At 51.0% G+C, this 19552-nt stretch carries 20 protein-coding genes; 14 read left to right on the top strand and 6 right to left on the bottom strand.

Annotated features, from left to right (window positions below):
• The first annotated feature begins 270 nt into the window (after window positions 1–270).
• From ACE99V_RS18440 to ACE99V_RS18395, 10 genes are all read left to right on the top strand, one after another.
• Window positions 271–444, top strand: a complete 174-nt coding sequence (locus tag ACE99V_RS18440) for a hypothetical protein (RefSeq protein ID WP_400492378.1) — start codon at window positions 271–273, stop codon at window positions 442–444.
• A gap of 147 nt (window positions 445–591) precedes the next feature.
• On the top strand, window positions 592–1950 hold the full coding sequence (locus ACE99V_RS18435) for a TrkH family potassium uptake protein (protein WP_400492377.1): 1359 nt from the start codon (window positions 592–594) through the stop codon (window positions 1948–1950).
• 206 nt (window positions 1951–2156) lie between these two features.
• Window positions 2157–2996, top strand: coding sequence for a MurR/RpiR family transcriptional regulator (locus ACE99V_RS18430; protein WP_400492376.1), 840 nt, complete (start codon window positions 2157–2159; stop codon window positions 2994–2996).
• Between the two features lie 97 nt (window positions 2997–3093).
• Window positions 3094–4620: an ABC transporter substrate-binding protein gene (locus tag ACE99V_RS18425; protein WP_400492375.1), complete on the top strand. Its 1527-nt coding sequence runs from the start codon at window positions 3094–3096 to the stop codon at window positions 4618–4620.
• Window positions 4621–4670: 50 nt separating this feature from the next.
• Entirely contained in the window at window positions 4671–5585 is a 915-nt protein-coding gene (locus ACE99V_RS18420; RefSeq protein WP_400492374.1) for an ABC transporter permease, read from the top strand.
• A gap of 17 nt (window positions 5586–5602) precedes the next feature.
• Window positions 5603–6517, top strand: coding sequence for an ABC transporter permease (locus ACE99V_RS18415; protein WP_400492373.1), 915 nt, complete (start codon window positions 5603–5605; stop codon window positions 6515–6517).
• A gap of 34 nt (window positions 6518–6551) precedes the next feature.
• The gene (gene menC / locus ACE99V_RS18410; RefSeq protein WP_400492372.1) at window positions 6552–7667 is read left to right on the top strand and encodes an o-succinylbenzoate synthase; all 1116 of its coding nucleotides are present in this window, start codon (window positions 6552–6554) and stop codon (window positions 7665–7667) included.
• A gap of 4 nt (window positions 7668–7671) precedes the next feature.
• Window positions 7672–8808, top strand: coding sequence for a M20 peptidase aminoacylase family protein (locus ACE99V_RS18405; RefSeq protein ID WP_400492371.1), 1137 nt, complete (start codon window positions 7672–7674; stop codon window positions 8806–8808).
• Window positions 8809–8825: 17 nt separating this feature from the next.
• A complete protein-coding gene (locus tag ACE99V_RS18400) occupies window positions 8826–9830 on the top strand; it encodes an ABC transporter ATP-binding protein (protein ID WP_400492370.1) in 1005 nt (334 codons plus the stop codon).
• Entirely contained in the window at window positions 9802–10773 is a 972-nt protein-coding gene (locus ACE99V_RS18395) for an ABC transporter ATP-binding protein (protein WP_400492369.1), read from the top strand. Before ACE99V_RS18400 ends, ACE99V_RS18395 begins: the two co-directional genes overlap by 29 nt.
• 53 nt (window positions 10774–10826) lie before the next feature.
• On the opposite strand, the gene ACE99V_RS18390 is transcribed toward ACE99V_RS18395, so the two are convergent.
• From ACE99V_RS18390 to ACE99V_RS18370, 5 genes are all read right to left on the bottom strand, one after another.
• On the bottom strand, window positions 10827–10979 hold the full coding sequence (locus ACE99V_RS18390) for a hypothetical protein (RefSeq protein WP_400492368.1): 153 nt from the start codon (window positions 10977–10979) through the stop codon (window positions 10827–10829).
• A gap of 97 nt (window positions 10980–11076) precedes the next feature.
• The gene (locus ACE99V_RS18385; RefSeq protein ID WP_400492367.1) at window positions 11077–12036 is read right to left on the bottom strand and encodes a Gfo/Idh/MocA family protein; all 960 of its coding nucleotides are present in this window, start codon (window positions 12034–12036) and stop codon (window positions 11077–11079) included.
• Between the two features lie 168 nt (window positions 12037–12204).
• Window positions 12205–12876 carry a GNAT family N-acetyltransferase gene (locus ACE99V_RS18380; RefSeq protein WP_400492366.1) on the bottom strand — a complete coding sequence of 224 codons (672 nt, stop codon included), beginning with the start codon at window positions 12874–12876 and terminating at the stop codon, window positions 12205–12207.
• Window positions 12877–12893: 17 nt separating this feature from the next.
• A complete protein-coding gene (locus ACE99V_RS18375) occupies window positions 12894–13568 on the bottom strand; it encodes a GNAT family N-acetyltransferase (protein ID WP_400492365.1) in 675 nt (224 codons plus the stop codon).
• A 34-nt stretch (window positions 13569–13602) separates the two neighbouring features.
• On the bottom strand, window positions 13603–14460 hold the full coding sequence (locus ACE99V_RS18370; RefSeq protein ID WP_400492364.1) for a carbon-nitrogen hydrolase family protein: 858 nt from the start codon (window positions 14458–14460) through the stop codon (window positions 13603–13605).
• 143 nt (window positions 14461–14603) lie between these two features.
• Here ACE99V_RS18370 and ACE99V_RS18365 point away from each other — a divergent pair, with 143 nt between their 5' ends.
• Window positions 14604–14933, top strand: a complete 330-nt coding sequence (locus tag ACE99V_RS18365) for a winged helix-turn-helix transcriptional regulator (protein ID WP_400492363.1) — start codon at window positions 14604–14606, stop codon at window positions 14931–14933.
• A gap of 3 nt (window positions 14934–14936) precedes the next feature.
• On the opposite strand, the gene ACE99V_RS18360 is transcribed toward ACE99V_RS18365, so the two are convergent.
• Window positions 14937–15236 carry a DUF3846 domain-containing protein gene (locus ACE99V_RS18360; RefSeq protein ID WP_400492362.1) on the bottom strand — a complete coding sequence of 100 codons (300 nt, stop codon included), beginning with the start codon at window positions 15234–15236 and terminating at the stop codon, window positions 14937–14939.
• Window positions 15237–15384: 148 nt separating this feature from the next.
• Between ACE99V_RS18360 and ACE99V_RS18355 the strand changes: the two genes are divergently transcribed.
• The 3 genes from ACE99V_RS18355 to ACE99V_RS18345 are packed head-to-tail and all read left to right on the top strand — an operon-like array spanning window position 15385 to window position 19008.
• The gene (locus ACE99V_RS18355) at window positions 15385–16800 is read left to right on the top strand and encodes a spore germination protein (protein WP_400492361.1); all 1416 of its coding nucleotides are present in this window, start codon (window positions 15385–15387) and stop codon (window positions 16798–16800) included.
• Between the two features lie 4 nt (window positions 16801–16804).
• Complete coding sequence (locus ACE99V_RS18350; RefSeq protein ID WP_400492360.1) at window positions 16805–17920, top strand: GerAB/ArcD/ProY family transporter; 1116 nt, start codon at window positions 16805–16807, stop codon at window positions 17918–17920.
• 2 nt (window positions 17921–17922) lie between these two features.
• Entirely contained in the window at window positions 17923–19008 is a 1086-nt protein-coding gene (locus tag ACE99V_RS18345) for a Ger(x)C family spore germination protein (RefSeq protein WP_400492359.1), read from the top strand.
• The last annotated feature ends 544 nt before the right edge of the window (window positions 19009–19552 follow it).

Raw genomic sequence — 19552 nt, 5'->3', positions numbered from 1 at the left:
TTCGGAATCTGGGCTCATAACCTCAGAAGAGCAGCCCAAATGGCCAAATAAGCAACGATTAACGGATACAGTTACACGGTAGCCCCCTGAGATTCACCACAATGAGATGCTTCTGCCAAAAAACGATTTTTTCAGGAGTAACTAGCTAAAGTCGGTCGGGTTTTCTTAGAAAAGTTCAACTGGTTTAGGTGCCATTTTTTGATTCTGTCATTTCGTGCGCGATACCTGTAGACTAAGAGAGATAACATTTTCAGTAGAGGAGTCGCTGTCTTGTCTGCTTTCAAGTTGGATCCCGATTGGGTAGTTACCTACCTTGATCATCTGGAAAACAAGCTGGCTTACGAAGTAAATCAGGAACAGAAAGAAGAGATTATGAGCAAGATTCGTGAAATGACACTATCGATTATGTACAAGCAAGCGAAAAAATTTATCGAGTTTCCCTAAAGCGCCTGCGGGTGCTGTTTCTTTTTTTTTTGGTGTGATTGTCAGTTTCAGGAGCCTTGCTGTAAGATGGGTAGGATCCCGTTTTTGCTTGCTTGCAACTTTTTCGGTATGATAGATCGTACAATGTTTGTCAGGAGGCCAGTTGGTGTGGCACTTTCTAATAAGAAACATCGCTTTAGTTCTGTTCAGATCATCGTGTTGTTTTACGTTAGTAGTGTGCTCATCTCTGCGCTGCTCCTGTGGCTGCCTGTCTTTCACAACCCCGGCGTTTCCCTTTCATTGATCGACGCCCTGTTTACGGCGTCCAGTGCCATCAGTGTAACGGGTCTGACCGTCATCAGGATTCACGAAGTGTTTAATCAGTGGGGGATCCTGCTGCTTACCCTGCTTTTTCAGATTGGCGGGATCGGCATTATGACACTGGGGACGTTTTTCTGGCTTGTGTTGCAGCAGAAAATCGGGTTGCAGCAGCGGATATGGATCGCAATCGATCACAATCGCCCCACGCTGTCCGGTCTGGTTGACCTGATGCGCAACATCCTGCTGCTGGCTATTTTTATTGAAGTGATCGGGACCATTGTGCTGGGGAGTTACTTCCTGTGGGCAGGCTATCATACCGAATGGTATACGGCCTACTTCTACAGTTTTTTCGCTTCGGTCAGCGCCTTTACCAACGCCGGTTTTGACCTCCATGGAAACTCCCTGATTGATTTTTCTCAGGATTACCTACTCCAAATCATCCATATGGTGCTGATTATTTGCGGAGCGATTGGCTTTCCCGTTTTGATCGAAGTGCGGAATTACTTCGAACATCGGAGAGCAAGACAGCGGTTTTCCTTTTCCTTGTTTACCAAGATTACTTCGATTACCTTTTTTGTACTCATTGCAGCTGGCGCCCTGCTCTTTTTTCTGTTTGAACGCGAGGCGTTTTTGCAGGGGAAAAGCTGGCATGAATCGCTCTTCTATGCCCTGTTTCAATCGGTGTCATCCCGAAGCGGCGGTTTGACCACCATGGATATGAGTCTGCTTTCCACCCCGACGGCGGTCATGCTGTCCGTCCTGATGTTTATCGGAGCATCCCCCAACAGTGTAGGCGGCGGTATCCGAACCACCACGTTTTTTGTCCTGCTCGCTACCGTGTTTGCCTACATGCGCGGGCACAAGGATGTGAAGGTGTTTCGCAGGGAGCTGGCGGAGGAAGACATCATGCGCTCCTTTCTTGTCTTTTTTGTTGCCATCAGTCTGGTCTTCACCGCTGTCATGCTGCTTTTGTGGATGGAGGGGCTGCCCTTTGAGCAGGTCTTGTTCGAGGTGTGTTCCGCGTTTGGAACAACAGGATTGTCGATGGGGATCACGCCGGAGTTGAGTACTCCCGGCAAGTTGATTCTGATTATCACGATGGTGATCGGTCGGATTGGCATTATCAACCTGCTTCTCTTCCTGAAAAGAGACGAGAGGCCTACGCAATACCGCTTTCCAAAGGAACGTGTCATGATCGGCCAGTAATGACGCGGCAAGATGAGTCGTTTTGTAACCCGAGGAGACCTCGGGTTTTTTGTCGTGCAAAAATTTTTTTCTGAAAATTACTAGTTTTCCATCTACCGTCCTTAGCAAACTTGTGGTATAAAATTGTTAACTCTATTGAAGCATTTCCTGCAACATATCAATTTTTTGAAGGAAAAACTCCTGCAAAAAAAGATTGGAGAAGGTCAATGTCGTTCGAGCAATTGATCAAGGAGTTGTATGACCAACTCTCAACCGGTCAAAGAAAAGTAGCTGAATATCTCCTGCAAAACATCGAGAAAGCCGCATTCAGCACTGCTGTTCAGATTGGAAGGGAAGCGGACGTAAGCGAAACCACTGTCATCCGCTTTGCCTACGCGCTTGGATTCAGCGGGTTTAGCGAGATGCAGGCTGCCATTCAACAGCATGTCCTGCAGAACAGTTCGACTCGCACGGCAGACTCCATGTCGAATACCGGTGAAGAAGCCAATATTTTTGCCAAAGTGATTGAGCGGGACACGATCATCCTGAGGCAGACCCTGAGCCAGCTCAATCAACAGGATCTCTGGAAAGCAGTAGAGTGGCTGATCGAGGCTGACCAGGTGCTGGTTGTTGGATATCGCGCGTCATACGCTGCAGTCCACTGGTTTTCCTTTATGCTCAGTCTGATTCGCCCAAACGTCAGTTTGATTCCGTTCAACGGCGAGACAGAGGAAAAACTGGTTACGTTGACCGATAAATCCGTGGTGCTGGTCACCTCCTTTCCGCGTTATACCAAAGAGACGATCAAAGTGGTGGAGGCGAGCAAACAGCGGGGGGCCAGGATCATCGCGGCTACCGACCGGGTGCTGTCACCTGTCGGACGTCTCTCCGATCTCGTCTTTACCACGGATATCAACATCGAATCGGGCCACAATTCCATCGCATCGGTGATCAGCCTGCTGAATCTGCTGTTGGCCGGTATCGAGGCGAGAGACCAGAGCAACACCAGGGCGAGAATGAAGCAATTGGAGAAGCTGTATTCCAATTGGGGCATTTTCGTTGAATAGAAAACAAGTTTCATAGAAGGGTGGTGATTCTCTTCTTTTATACAGATAAAAGACTGTCTATTCCCAAAATTAAAATGATAGCAAAGGGGGCTTATTCATGAAAAAAAGAAAGTTTGTCAGTCTGCTGGCCATCCTGATGTCGCTGGCACTTGTGCTGTCCGGCTGTTCCCAGCCAGGCTCCAGCACCGAGGGAGCACAAAAAGAATTGGTTGTGGCATTTGACTCCGACGTACCTACCATGGATCCTCATATGCACAACGAGCCAAACGCCATCACGACCAACTGGCACATTTTTGACTCATTGCTGTATCTCACCCGCGATTTGAAAATCGAACCTGGTCTGGCCGAAAGCTATGAACGAAAAGACGACCTGACCTGGGTGTTTAAGCTGCGTAAGGGTGTGAAATTCCACAACGGGGAAGAGTTTAATGCAGATGCGGTCAAGTTTTCCCTGGAGCGCGTGCTGGACGAAAAGCAAAAAAGCACGCAGCGGGGGAACATCAGCGCCATCTCAACCGTCACGGTGCTTGATCCGTACACGGTGGAAATCAAGACGAAGGAACCGTACAACCTGCTGCCGCACCGTCTCTTCTATCTCAGCATCGTACCGCCCAAATACGTGAAGGAAGTGGGCGATCAGGTGTTTGCCGAAAAGCCGGTAGGAACCGGTCCATACAAGTTTGTCGAATGGGTAAAAGGTGACAAGATCGTTTTGGAGGCGAACGAAGACTACTTTAAAGGGGCGCCGAAAATCAAAAAGGTGACGTTCCGCATCATTCCGGAGGTTGCCACACAAATTGCCGAACTGCAAAGCGGCGGGGTAGACATCATCCGCATGGTACCGCCCGACATGCTGGCGCAGCTGGAGGGCAATCCGCAGATCAGCGTCGCCTCAACACCGCTGTTGCGCGTGTTCTATCTGGCATTGGATACCAAGAAAAAGCCGTTTGACGACGTACGAGTCCGCCAGGCGTTGAATTACGCAGTAGACGTCGAGACCATCATCAAAAAGGTCTTGGGCGGCAAAGCAGTACGCACGCCGGCAGGGGTGAATCCAAACCACTTCGGATTTGATTCAAGCATCCAGCCGTACCCGTACGATCCACAGAAAGCGAAGGCGCTGTTGAAAGAAGCGGGATATGAGAACGGGTTTGAGACGGAAATTCACTATTTCACACCAGGCATGGGGCAGCAGGTGGTGGATGCGGTGATCTCCGATCTAAGCAAGGTCGGGATCAAAGCAAAGGCAAAATTCTATCCGGAGTCGAGCGCTTTCGTGGAGAAGCAGCGCGCCGGCGACCTGCCGTTCCGTCTCGGTCACTGGGGAAGCTACTCTGTCTATGATGCAGATGCAATCCTGCAGCCAATGTTGCACAGCGAAGGCGTTTACGGGAAGTACTTCAACACTCCTGAGCTGGACAAATTGATCAACGAAGCCCGTTCGACCGTTGACCAGGAAAAACGAAAAGCACTGTACAGCCAGGCGCAGCAGTTGATTCAGAAGGAGGCTCCGTGGATCTTCCTGTTCTCGCCGATGGACAACCAGGCGTACAACAGCAAGCTTTTGTTCCAGCCGCGCGCGGATGAACGCGTCTATGCCTACGAGATTGATATCAAGCCGTAACAAGGGGGGATTCTCCCCCCTTTATCCACATCAGGGAGGAGGGGAAGCATGTGGGAGCGTTGTTAAAGCAGTGTTTGCGAATCGTGCTGGTGTTGTTTGGAATTTCGACCATTGCGTTTTTTCTCATTCACCTGTCGGGTGACCCGGTCCTGTTGATGCTGCCGCCGGAGGCGACGCAGGAAGAGATTGAGGCGTTCCGTCACCAGATGGGGTTTGACCGGCCGTTGTCTGAACAATACGTCAGCTTTTTGGCACAGGCGGCACAGGGAGATTTCGGAGAGTCCCTGAAGTTTCACCAGCCGTCACTGGATGTCGTGCTGGAGCGAATGCCCGCCACGTTGGAGCTGACGCTGTATGCCACCCTGTTAAGCGTGGTAATCGCGATTCCGCTCGGTATCTACTCGGCAGTAAATCGCAATTCCTTTTCGGAAAACGTAGTAACCGTCGTCGTTTTTCTGGGACAATCCATGCCGATCTTCTGGACCGGGATCATGTTGATGCTCCTGTTCGGCGTCAAGCTCCACTGGCTGCCTGTTTCCGGCAGAGGAACCTGGGCCCACTTGATCATGCCTGCCTTTACACTGGCCGTTTGGGTGGCGCCCACCACGCTCAGAATCGTCCGTTCCAGCATGCTCGAGGTGCTGCAGCAGGACTACATCCGTACAGCTCGCTCCAAAGGATTGGCGGAACAGGTGGTTATTTACAAGCACGCGCTGAAAAATGCGGCGATTCCCATCATCACGGTGATCGGCTTTCAAATCGGAAAGCTCCTGGGCGGGGCGGTTGTAACCGAGACGGTTTTTGCCTGGCCGGGCGTCGGGCAGCTGGTTGTCAAAGCCATCTACACCGCAGACTATCCGCTGGTGCAGGCATGTGTTGTCGTGCTTGCCCTGATTGTGGCCGCGATGAATTTCAGCGTCGACAGCATGTACCGCTACCTCAATCCGAAAATTAAATCTGGCTAAATGTGAGGTGATTAGCGATGAGTAACGCAGGGCTGGAAACTGCCGCCCAATCGGTTGCAGGAGCACCAAAGCCGGCCGTTCCCGAGTGGAAGCGGAAGTATCGGAAGTTCGTGAAAAATCCCGTTGGAATGATTGGCCTCGTGATGGTCCTGCTGGTCGCTTTTATGTCGATCGCGGCTCCGCTTCTTACCAGCCACGATCCCATTGAGGTCAACCTGGAAAAAAAGCTGCTGCCGCCGGTCTGGCAGGACGGGGGAAGCTGGGAGCACTGGCTGGGCACGGATGAAGTAGGACGGGATGTCTGGTCCCGACTGGTGTACGGCTCGCGCATTTCCCTTTCCGTCGGCTTCTTCGCGGTGGTGATCTCGCTGGTGCTGGGCACGGCATTAGGGATTTTGGCTGGCTACTTTCGGGGAAAAACGGATTTTGCCATCTCCACCGTCATCGACATTATGATGGCCTTTCCCTTTATCCTGCTGGCGCTGGCCACGATCGCCGTGATGGGGCCCAGCCTTTTGAACATGATTCTCGTCCTTGGCCTGACCGACTGGACGCAATACGCCCGCCTCGTGCGTGGCGACGTCATCAATCTTCGCGAGCAGGAATTCATCCAGGCAGGCTATGCGCTGGGAAGCCGTCACTGGCGGATCATCTGGAGACACCTGCTTCCCAACTGTTTACCGTCCGTGATCGTGCTCGCCACACTCGCCATGGCCCGCGCCATCCTGATGGAGTCTTCCCTCAGTTTTTTGGGGCTGGGTGTCAGTTCTCCCACGCCGAGTTGGGGTTTCATGATGAGTACGGGTCGTCCGTACATCGCTACGGCGTGGTGGTTGGCGACGCTGCCCGGCATCGCCATCCTGATTACGGTACTGGGCATTAATCTGGCAGGGGATCGCATCCGCGATCTGCTGGATCCGAAGGTAGACTGAACCGCAACCCATCAAGGAAGGAATGGATGTGCTGATGAAAGCTGATAAAATCGTGCTTCGCAAGATGTGTATGAAACTGAAATCCCCGTTTCAAACCAGTTTTGGCACCCAGCAGGTGCGGGACTTCATCCTGGTGGAAGTCCACACCAAAGATCATATCGGTTACGGAGAGTGCGTGGTTTCAGGCCAACCGCTCTACAGCGAAGAGACAGTAGGCACGGCCTGGCACGTGTTGGAGGACTTCCTGATCCCGATGGTATTTGACAGAGGAGAAATCGCTCATCCCGACGAGCTTCGTGAACTGTTCGTACCCATCCGGCGCAACAATATGGCGAAATCGGCCATAGAGGGAGCCTACTGGGATCTGTACGCCAAGGAACAGGGCATCCCGCTGGCAAAAGCGCTGGGAGGAACCAAAGAGAAGATTGAAGTGGGCATCAGCCTGGGGATCGAGGCCAACATCGACGATCTGTTCCGCAATGTGGAGAAGTACCTGGAATTGGGGTATCGGCGCATGAAAATCAAGATCGCACCGGGCAAGGACGTAGAGGTGATCCGTGCGCTGCGCCAGCGCTTTGGCGGCATTCCGATGATGGCCGACGCCAACTCTGCCTACACCTTGCAGGATGTGGGGGTGCTCAAGCAGCTGGACGAATTTGATCTGATGATGATTGAGCAGCCGCTGGCCCATGACGACATCATCGATCACGCTCAGCTGCAGAAAGAGCTGAAGACTCCGATTTGTCTCGATGAAAGCATCCACTCGTACGAAGACGCGCGCAAAGCGATCGAGCTGGGCAGCACGAGGATCATCAACATGAAGGTTGGCCGTGTGGGCGGACTGTCGGAGGCGAAACGGATCCACGACCTTTGTCAGGAAAAAGGGATTCCGCTCTGGTGCGGCGGCATGCTGGAATCGGGGATCGGTCGCGCGCACAACATCGCCGTGACCACGCTTCCAAACTTTACGCTTCCCGGAGATACGGCAGGTTCATCCCGCTATTGGGAAGAAGACGTGATCTCTCCCGAAGTGGAAGTGGCTGCGGATGGCACCATCGCCGTCCCGGATGCGCCGGGCATCGGTTTTCAACCGGTACCGGAGCTGCTGAACAAATACACCACTGCTATCAAAGTGTTGGCGAGAGGGTAAAGCCATGAGCATGAAAATGGTTTGCAGCTATTTGCAAGAGCAGCGGAAAGAGATCATCCAGACTTACCATGAACTCCACCAGTTGGCTGAACCCAGCTGGCAGGAAGAGAAGACCTCGCAGTATCTGGCCAATCGCTTGCGGGAAGCAGGGCTCACCGTGCGGACATACTCCGGCCATTACGGGCTGACGGTTGACCTCGAAGGAGAAGAGAAGCAAGTGGTGGCGCTGCGCGCTGACATGGATGCGCTGGTGCAGGAGGTCGATGGCATCATCAGACCCAATCACTCCTGCGGTCATGACGGCCACAGCACCATGGTTCTGTATGCCGCCCTGGCGTTGGCCGCCTGCAAGGTAAAGCCGAAAAAGACCATCCGCTTTATTTTTCAGCCTGCCGAAGAAAAGGTGGGCGGAGCGCTGCAGATGATGCGGGACGGCGCATTGGAGAACGTGGAAACCCTGTTCGGCGTGCACCTGCGTCCGGTCATGGAACTGGCCAATGGGACGGCTGCCCCCGCCATCCTGCACGGTGCAAGCGCCTCGATTGACGGCTCCATCAGCGGCCTGCAGGCGCATGCGTCACGGCCGGAGCGGGGGAAAAACGTGATTGAGACGGCCTCCCTGCTGGTTCAAGCGCTGCAGTCCATTCGTCTGGAAGCGTCTTGCCCGTTTTCCGTAAAAATGACCCAGCTGCAGGCGGGTGGCGAGACGTCCAACGTCATTCCCGATCGGGCCACATTCAAGCTCGATTTGCGGGCGCAAACCAACGCGGGCATGGAAGAGCTGCTGGAGAAGACGGGGCAGGTGCTGCATCATGTGGGGGAGCTGCGCGGCACACCGGTGGAGTGGAAGGTTACAGGTTCCGTGCCTGCTGCCACTTTTCACGAGCGAGCCGTCCAACAACTGCGGGAAGCGATCGCCGACGTGCTGGGGGAGGACAAGGTGGTCCCGCCGTGCGTTTCGCCTGGTGGCGAAGACTTTCACTTTTACACGTACCACAACCCCCATTTGTCGGCAACGATGCTGGGACTGGGCTGCGGTTTGCATCCCGGCCTGCATCACCCGAAGATGTCATTTGACACGGACGCGCTTGTATCCGGAGCGAAAATACTGGCTACGGCAGTCGGTAAAGCGGCCGGCTAGAAAGGATGGTGACTGGAATGCAGCCGATTCTGCAAGTTGAACGATTACAAATTACCTTTCGCGGCGAGGACGGCGACATTCATCCGGTCAGCGGAATCGATTTTCATGTGAATGCAGGAGAGACACTGGGAATCGTCGGGGAGTCAGGCTGCGGAAAAAGCGTAACCTCGCTCTCCATCATGGGGCTCTTGCCGAAGGGCATAGGCCGTGTCAGCGGCGGACGCATCCTGTTTGAAGGCAAGGAGATCACGGCCATGTCCCACGACGAGCTGCGGAAGATTCGCGGGAACGAAATCGCCATGATCTTTCAGGAGCCGATGACTTCGCTCAATCCCGTGTATACGGTCGGCGAGCAGCTGGGCGAACAGATTCGCCTTCACCTCGGCCTGTCCAAACGGGAGGCAAAAGAGCGGTCGATTGAGATGCTGAGGATGGTGGGCATCCCCCGAGCCGAGGAGATTGTCCGGGAATATCCACACCAGCTGTCCGGGGGCATGCGCCAGCGTGTGATGATCGCCATGGCCATGTCGTGCGATCCCAAGCTGTTGATCGCCGACGAGCCGACAACCGCACTGGACGTAACGATTCAGGCGCAGATCCTCGACCTGATGCGGAAGCTAAAGGAACAGAAAGGCACATCCATCATCTTCATCACTCACGATTTGGGGGTAGTGGCGGAGATGTGCGATCGTGTCGTCGTGATGTACGCGGGTCAGGTGATCGAAGAAGCTCCGGTTCGTGAGCTGTTCCTGAATCCGCAGCATCCCTACACCCGGGGCCTGATTGCCTCGATTCCAACTCTGGATCAGCAGAAACACCGCCTCTACTCGATCCCGGGTTCCGTACCGCACCCGTCGGCCATGCCTGCCGGATGCCGGTTTGCCCCGCGGTGCGAGTACGTGCGTGCCAGCTGCAGGGAAAATCCGCCACTGCTTGATGTGCAAGACGGGCACCGTTGTCGCTGCTGGCTGGCGGGGAAAGGGGAGATGGAGCATGGCAGAAGCGCTGCTGCAGGTTCATGATTTGAAAAAGTACTTCCCGATCAAAGCGAAGTGGTTTCAGCCGCAATCGTTTGTCAAAGCGGTGGACGGCGTCACGTTCTCCATCATGAAGGGGGAAACGGTTGGTCTTGTCGGGGAGAGCGGCTGCGGCAAATCGACTACGGGCCGGACACTGCTCCATCTGATTCCCCCGACCGGCGGGGAAGTCATTTACAAAGGGAAAAACCTGACCAAATTGTCGGCGGGAGAGCTGCGGGTGCTGCGCAAAGAGCTGCAGATCGTCTTTCAGGACCCCTACGCCTCGCTTGATCCGAGAATGAAGGTTCGGGACATTTTGCTGGAGCCGCTGGAGATACACGGCGTCGGCAGCAAGCAGGAGCGCCTGAAAAAAGTGGAGGAGATTCTCGAAGTGGTCGGTTTGGGCGGACACTACGCCAACCGGTATCCGCACGAGTTTAGCGGCGGCCAGCGCCAGAGGATCGGAATCGCCCGCTCGCTGATCCTGCGTCCGTCCCTGATCGTCGCCGATGAGCCGGTGTCCGCTCTTGACGTTTCGATCCAATCGCAGATTCTGAATCTGCTGCAGGATCTGCAGGAGCAATTCTCTCTGACGTATTTGTTCATATCGCATGATCTTAGCGTTGTGAAACACATCAGTGACAGAGTAGGGGTCATGTACCTGGGGCGTCTGGTCGAGTTTGCCCCGAAGGAATCGCTGTACGCCTCGCCCGCACATCCCTATACACAGGCGCTTCTCTCGGCGGCGCCCGTGGCCAATCCGGATGCGAAGCCTCAGCGAATCATTCTTAGCGGGGACGTCCCCAACCCGTCCAATCCGCCTGGCGGCTGCGCCTTCCACACGCGCTGTCCTTATGCGATAGAGAAATGCAAAACGGATCGTCCTGAGCTCAAGCCTGTCGACCAGAACGGTCATTTTGCCGCCTGTCATCTGCATGAATCATGATAAAGTCGCGAGCCTCCCTTTGTGACAGGGAGGCTCGCTTCTCTATTCCGTTTTCAATCAGTCATCATGCAGGGATAAGAACAGGATAAAAACTGGAAACCTTTCTTCTCCAGAATCGGTCTGCTCATGGGACTTGCATCCACCTGAATCTGAATGTCAATCCGCAGTTCCTGCGTAAATCGATCAAGCAGCTGTTTTTTGTTCAATGCAATGCCCCCTTCCCGTATTCATTTTCTTCCAAATCGTACCATGAATTTTGTAATGAACAAATAAAAAGCTCCCGGAATCGGGAGCTCGTACCAACTATTTGGAGTTCAACAGCGCCTCCAACACCTGCTGCACTTCATAGCCTGTGTCAAAGCTGACCAGCCTGCTCTCTTGTCCGGCCAAAGCTGCTGCCAGGTTGTCCAAAAGGCCGGCCAAACGGTCGGTTTCTTCCAGCGGAATCTCCGTCAGCGGTTCTCCAAATCCGCCTGCCGAAAGCTTGCTCCAGTTCACGACCGACAGCGTTCCTTCCGTGCCGTAAACCGTGTAGCTCAAGTGCTCCTGTTTGGCGATTTGACTCAAGCCGTTTACCGTGACCGTTGTGCCGTCCGCAAGCTGCATGGTTGCGGTAATGCCAGTTTCACACAGGGTTGGATCTTCCGGGTACTCCAGCTTGGCTTCCACGTTGTGCAGCCGTCCGAACAACGCCAGTGTGAAATGGATAAAGTGCGGCATCACTTCACGGACAAAGCCTCCCTGCTCACGTCCGGAGAGCCAGGCTGTCTGCTGCCAGGGCCGGGGCCACTGATGAAAATGAGTGACGATGTCGATTCGGCGAATGCTGCCGATACCGGCCAGACGTTCTTTCATTTCGGCAAAGACCGGACGGTAGAAGAGCGGAAAATTCATGGCGTGAATGACACCGGCCTGCTTCGCCGCGCGCACCATTTCTTCGGCCTCCTCCAACGAATTGGCCAAGGGCTTTTCGCACAGCAGGTGCTTGCCGCAAGCGAGCACGTCCAGGGCGATGGAGTGGTGGAATTTCGGCGGGACCGCAAGATAGACGAGGTCAAGCTGTTCTTTTGCCAAAAGCTGACGGTGATCGGTATACCACGGAACACCGCCGGAGTTGTTCGAAACCTGGTGTGCTCTTTCTGCAGATGCGTCACAGACAGCTGCCACCTGATAGTGCGGATGGTTCAGCATGGCAGTGAGCAGGCGTTCTCCCATGACGCCCAAACCGATGACACCGATGCGATACGGTGGCTGAAGGTTCATGTAAACTCCCCCTACCCATGAAAATATTTTCTGACTTGTCAAGCATACGTCCGTCCCGATCTTTTCGTCAACATGCAAGCAGAGCCTGATGTACGTATGCAGCCGATGTGCTTTAAAGGAAAATAGGGGGAGAAGGGGGATTGTTTCCTATAAACTGCGATCCTTCTACTAAATGGGCAATAGCGCTACCGTTTCTTTCGCTTCCAGATTTTCGACCATTTCATACCAAGCCTTTGGCTTGTTCGATAAGACGGAGTAATAGCGTCTCAAAAACTTCACAATCAGATCCGTTGGCAGTTCGCTGACGGTATCGTCCATGGGAAGAAAGCAAAGGTCGAGCCCGGTTACGGCCTCTCCATCGTTGTTCCAGGATGGGTGGACATACGGGAAATCAAGACGCTTGTAACCAAGATGAGACAATACCTCACGGCGAACATAGGGATCCATCGGCTTCACTCCGCCAAATTCGTAATGCTCTACCCGATAAGGATCATAAATTTCGGCAAACATCCCAAATAACTGCTTTCCATTGGCCGCGGCCAGGGAGTTCAAATCCTCCAGCCTTTTTTGGGCTAAAAATCGACCGATACCAAGCCCTGCCCGGCCGATGATTGTAAAATCTGTCATGGCGACATTAAAATCTTCATAATAGCGATACTCCGTGGCACCTACTACCTGCCCCTCATGAACAGCGACAAACACGCGAATTCCCGGATCTTCCAGAGGCTCTTTCCACAGGTCGAATTCCAATACTTCTTCGGGAGGAAACACCTCTTGCATCAATTGATGCATGCTTTTAAACAACGGGTCTTGAATACTTGTAATGCGGCGATATTCCATTTTTATCATTCTCCTCGTTACGATTTTGATGGGAAAAACGGATTTTTCCATTCCATCAGCGTCCCATAATTGCGTGATTCTTCATCCTCCAGATAGTTTGCCACCACCTTAACGGGGGTACGGCCACAGCGAAGCAGGAAGGTGATGACCGGATCTTTCAACTCTCCTTTCATGACAGCTTCGAGGTATTGCTCTGCGGTCATCTCATCCGCCATTTTGTGATAGCCAGGCATTCTCCCTCCGCCCAACAACCGTTCCAAACCCTTGTGGACAACGACGTCATACATCGATAACATCAGCCATTTTCCCAACCCCAATTTTCGATAGGAGGGGCTCACGCTGATATCGACGACATACAGTGTATTTCCGTTTGGATTGTGGTTGCGAATATAACCGTTGTCCGTGATCTCTTCCCAGGTATGATCCGGATGGCCGGGATCAAAGTCAACGAGCAAGCCCGTCATTGATCCTGCGATTTGACCCTCAACCTCAATACACAAGGCGCCTTCCGGAAACAAGGTAACATGATTTTGCAGTTGTTCCGCGTTCCACCATAATTCGGACGGAAAGGGCGGAGGAAAACTTTCCTGTTGAACGCGGATTAAACCGGGGAAGTCCCGTTCTTCGTAATTTCGGATGACCGCTTGAAGAGGCCGATCCTGGTCAAAGACGTAAAACTCCTTTCGATACATGTTTCTACCTCCTCGAAGAGCAGTTGGTCCCCGCTTATTTCCAATCCGGATAGAGGTCCGTACGACGATCGCGCCATGTGGTGACCGAACCGTTTTCACGAACCTGATACAAGAGCTCCAAATCCAGATCAGCGGTTACGATCATATCGTGGTTGATTTCCCCTTCCACCAGGATGCCGCGGGGAGGGAACGGAATATCGTTGGGTGTGATCACCGCTGCTTGTCCAAAATTCGCCCGCATAAAGTCAACCGTAGGAAGGGAACCTACCGTACCCGTGGTGACGACATAGACCTGGTTTTCCACTGCCCTGGCGTGGCTGGTGTAGCGGACGCGATGGAATCCATGACGGTCATCCGTGCAGGAAGGACAGAAAATGACATCAGCACCTTTGGCCTTGGCCATCCGAACGATTTCGGGAAATTCGATGTCATAGCAGGTCAACATCGCGATGGTTCCCTTTTCGGTCTCGAACACCTGCAGACCGTCACCGGGGGTCATCTTCCATTCCTTTACTTCCGTCGGAGTGATGTGGAGCTTTGGGTGTTCTGCGATTCTTCCATCCGGATAGAACAAATGAGCCACGTTGTACAAGCGATCCCCTTTCCGGATGACATGGGTTCCCCCGATAATGTGCATGTTCATTTGCTTCGCAAAGGATGAAAACAAATCCCGATACTGCTCTGTGAAATCGGGCAAGTCATTAATGGTTAGGGCATTTCCTTGTTTGTCACCGATGGACATCAATTGCGTCGTAAAAAATTCGGGGAACAGCACAAAATCTGCACCAAATTCCTCGGCTGTTTTCAGATAATGCTCCGATTGCTTGGCGAAATCCTCAAACGAGTGAATCGTATGAAGGTGGTATTGTACGGCGGACACTCTCAGTTTCATATATGCCTCCTCCTTGGGCTAAGAGTCATTTGGTAAGTTGTGAATGTTGTACACTTATTATGAGATGGTATATAACTATAAGGCAAGTACACACTTTTTTGAGACATAGTATCCAAATAGATACCAAAGGAGACTGCTATACGATGGGGAACCAAGAATTTAAACGTTCCGTCGAAACGACACTGAAGGTAATCGGAGGCAAATGGAAGCCGGTGATCCTGTGCCACCTGACCGAAGGCGTGAAACGATTTGGAGAACTGAAGCGTGACATGCCGGAAATTACCCAAAAAATGCTGACCCAACAATTGCGGGAATTGGAGCAGGACGGGATTATTGATCGGAAAGTGTATACGCAGGTACCTCCAAAAGTGGAGTATTCCTTAACCGAGTATGGACAAACCATCAGGGAGGTTCTTGATGTCATGTCCGAATGGGGTCACCGCCACCAGGAGAGAAAGAGACAGAATGAATAACGGTTACGTTCGAATGAACGTTTTCATGACAAATTGCACGTCCTCTTCGTCTAACCCGGCATCCTTCCCCTCTTGCTCCGTTTTCGTTATGACAAACGGCCCCTTAATGATTCCTTGGGCAAAATGGGGATTCACAGGTAAATCCTTCATGCTGCCGTCTTGATTACAGTATAAAATAAAACCGCCTCCCAGCTGAATACAATCGAGTGGACCGCCCACAAGTTCACGAAATGGCTTTGTGCCCGCCGTTACCTCCTGAATCCATACCTCATCTCCAGGAATAGCAACCAACACTTTCTGCATTTCCATCTCTCCTTTACCATACCTAACATTAGATATTCCCGTTTTGGATGAAAAGAAGCAGAACAGATCATAATAAAAGCGGATCATTACATATACACTATTTTCCAAAGTACCTTACCAAATTGAAAACATCAGGTGATGAATACTTATGCTTACGATAGATGCCCTTCGACGTATGCTGGCCAATATGGATGATGCGGAAATATTGGAACGCCCAATCAATGATAGGCATAAGGTTACCCTTCTGTACATCCGAACATTAATCGATCACGAGCGTTTGAATGAAGCCGTGATCGAACCGCTGATGCGCTGTTCCCATGATACGATTTATGAATGCATTGCCACCTCCAAGGTATCCAGAATCACCACTTTGGAAGAGGCGCAAAAGCGGCTATTGCAAGGGTCGATACTTCTGACTGACTCTTTGCAAAATGTTTGGTGGGCGGTGCACCTTCAAAATCCGTTGAGTCGCGGCATCGAATCAACCCAAACGGAAACCGTTTTGTTTGGACCGAAAGACAGCTTCAGCGAACAATTGGAACAAAACATCACATTGATTCGCAGGCGGCTTCCCTTGACAGAACTCAAAACGGAGAAGTTTACAGTCGGTTCCCTCAGTAAAACAACGGTTGTCCTTCTGTACGTCGAAGGATTGACCAATCCCGAATTTGTGTCCATCGCAAGACGGAAAATCTCCCATATTGATTTTGACCAATTTCTTGATTCGTCCCAACTTGCCGCTTTCATGGAAGACCATGGCAATAGCGTATTTCCCCAGTTTCAACAAACAGACCGTCCGGATGCCTGTGCTTACTCTTTGGGTATCGGAAAAATTATCTTGCTGGTTGACAATACGCCGTTTGCCTTAATTGCTCCCATCTCATTTTTCCATCTGTTTCAATCTCCCGATGACTACATCCATCGCTGGATCATCGCCAGTTTTTTGCGCTGCATTCGATATGTAAGCTATTTTCTTTCGACGGTAACATTACCAATCTATGTAGCGCTAACCACCCATCACTATCAGATGATTCCGCTGGAAATCTTGATTGTCCTATTGGAGTCCAGAAGCAAATTGCCCCTGACTCCTTTTTGGGAAGCGTTTCTGATGTTAATCACCCTGGAAATCATCAAGGAAGCCAGTCTGCGAATGCCGACAAAAACAGGTCAAACCTTGGGGGTGATTGGCGGCATTGTCATTGGGGACGCAGCGGTTGCAGCCGGTTTTGCCAGCAAAGTGTTGATTGTGGTAGTGGGGATTTCCGCCATCGCTTCGTTCCTGGTTCCCAATTATCTGATGACCAAATCAAACACGCTCATTCAATTTGTTTTTCTTCTCCTCTCATCTCTTTTGGGGATTTGGGGAATCGTGCTTGGCATGGTAGTTGTTCTCGCACATCTGAACGGGCTTAGTTCTCTGAAACAACCTTATTTTGCACCGGTAGCTCCGTTTTACTGGAGGGATTGGATCGATCTTTTCATACGAGGTCCCTTGCCTTGGATGAAAACCCGTCCCGATTCTTTACGCCCTCTGCACAAATGGCGATACAGCCAAAGGAGATGATTACGTGACTGCTTTTTCGCTATATGACAAAACGTCTACCTTTGGCGGCATTTATCTCCTGTTTTTGGCGAACCGATTGCAAATGCTCTACTTTTTCATCATCATGCCCACGTATTTGGTTCATCCCTACATGATCTGGGGGATTATCGGCATCGGATTATTATCGCAGATCAATCTGATTTTATTGTCAAAATGGTTTTCTTCGGATTTTGCCACTAAGGGGTACCAAGGATTTGTGGAGCTTTTTGGTAAACGGGCGGTTCGTTTTTTTGCTCTTGTCGGTTTGTTTATCATGTTGATAAATATAACGGTTATCACAGTGGGGAAACTGGACATTGTCCAAGAATTTATCTTCCCCTCGATGGATAAAAATTGGCTGATTCTCTGTATTCTGCTGATATGCTGCTACATAGCCGCGAAAGGAATGGAAAAAACGATACGCTTTGTCGTCATCGCATTTTTTAGTACGATTTGGCTGGTTTTATTATTTTATCCTTTTTTCTTGCCGCCGATTGCGGCTCTTCACGATTTATATCCCTTGATACCGACAGACTGGTCGCTGCAGTCGTGGAAGGAGTTGTTATTCGTCTGGTCAGCTTTGTCAGGGCCGGAATACCTGATCTTTTTGGGTCCATGGCTGGACACAAAGCAAAGGATGTTAAAATACCTGACGATTGCAAATACCATCACGATCCTTGAATACGTGTTGGTGTTTGTTACATCGCTATTATTTTTTGGATCCCATTACTTGAGCAAAATCAATTTTCCCGTGGTTCATATGGTACGGTTTCTGCAGTCTCCCGTATTTGAGCGGATTGATATCATTTTGATCTCCGTACATATGTTTCATCTCATTTTGGTTGTTGCCCTGTTCCTTTTATTCATATATGGAGCCATCCGAATCACGGCAGGAAGAGTGCAGAAAGAGACCACTCGAATCGGGTTTATGACAAGCTGCGGTTTGATTATGGCATGGATCCTCATCGTAAATCAGTGGTTCTGGCAAACTGAAGCCGAACAGAACAGGTTGCTGAACCTTACGATGTGGTTAGGGGCATTCACCTATTTGGTGGTACCGGCATCGCTTCTGGTAGCCGTCAAACGAAAGGGGCGCATCTAGCTATGGGGCATGCGAAACGGGCTGCGTTATGGGCCATGTTAATCAGCATCGTATTGACGTCAGGATGCTCCCCGTTTGTCGAGAACAATACGATTGAAGATATCGCCCCTGTGATTTTTTGGTCTGTCAGTGAAGGGAGAGACGGAAAGTTGAAAATCAGCACGGTGGTGCCGCCGCTTGTGAATGAAAAAAAGCGTCTGCTCACCATGCAAGTCGACCTGTTGAAGCAGGGGGGGAAAGAATTCAATTTAATCTATTATCGTGAGTTGAAAAACGGACAAACCCGAATGCTGTTGATTCACGAAGGCCTTGCGAGAAAAGGAGTCATGACGCTGATCAATACCCTGCTGACAGACCCTGATATCTCCCAACGACTCTATCTCGTGATTGTGAAAGGAAATTTTGAGGAGTACATCCAAAATCAATTAAATAAACACGCAAACTTTGATTATTATCTGTATCGCATGTTAAAGCACTATGAGAAATACAGGCAAGGTGAAATGACGATCGTCAATCTGCATCAATTTATGAAAACATTATACACCCCGTTAGCGGATCCGATCCTGCCAGTCTTCAAGGTCAGCAAAAACAGTTTCAGCTACGAGGGAACCGCTTTTTTCAGTCATGACAAGCTCATAGGGAGCGTGAAAGAGATGGACGATCAAATCATCCAACTCGTCGACAATGATCACTACCTGAAAGTGCTTGCCATACCGGAATTAGCGGTCACGATCGGCCATGTCCGCTCCAATGCCCGAATGAAGTTCAGTCGAGATTTTTCGTCGATTTCACTCCAAGTCGATCTGGACGGCAGAATCGAGGAGTACCGGGGGGATAAAAAAATACTCGATGAAGATGAATTAGCAGATCTCAATAAAGAGATCAAAACGTATTTGGAAAGACGAACGACGGAGTTGCTAAAAAAAATGCAAGAGTGGAAAGTGGATCCCCTGCAAACGGGAACACTCACCCTTACTCCGTTTGGCAAGCCATTGACGAAAGAAGAGTGGTTGCGTTACTGGGAAAAAATGAAGTTTACCGTCGATTATCGAATTTATGTTGAACCTTTGACGAATGTGAAAGAATAAACCATTTTAGAGTGAAGGGGCGGGGCGAACTCAGGAGTTCCTCCAGCCCTTTTTGAGTGTATAAGAATTTATAAATTTGGACATCCCATACAGCCACTAGAGAAGTGTTCGGGGCCCCAGCCGACACCAGCGATCGCTTAAGTCGGCTAGGTTTTCTTATCGTGTAGGAAAGTTTAAGGGCTTCACCGTGTGAAAGCGTCCTGAAACAAACTTTCCGGAACGCATAAAAAGTTTCCTCTAACGAAGAACCAGCTTCTTCGAGAGGGCTTCAATCGAAGCTTTTTTTATCGTGTAGGAAAGTTTAAGGGCTTCACCGTGTGAAAGCGTCCTGAAACAAACTTTCCGGAACGCATAAAAAGTTTCCTCTAACGAAGAACCAGCTTCTTCGAGAGGGCTTCAATCGAAGCTTTTTTTATCGTGTAGGAAAGTTTAAGGGCTTCACCGTGTGAAAGCGTCCTGAAACAAACTTTCCGGAACGCATAAAAAGTTTCCTCTAACGAAGAACCAGCTTCTTCGAGAGGGCTTCAATCGAAGCTTTTTTTAT

It is taken from the genome of Brevibacillus soli, from assembly GCF_044759095.2.
GTDB lineage: Bacteria > Bacillota > Bacilli > Brevibacillales > Brevibacillaceae > JBIYSM02.
Note: the sequence above shows the minus strand (reverse complement) of the source record. Positions and strands in the feature narration are given on the sequence as shown.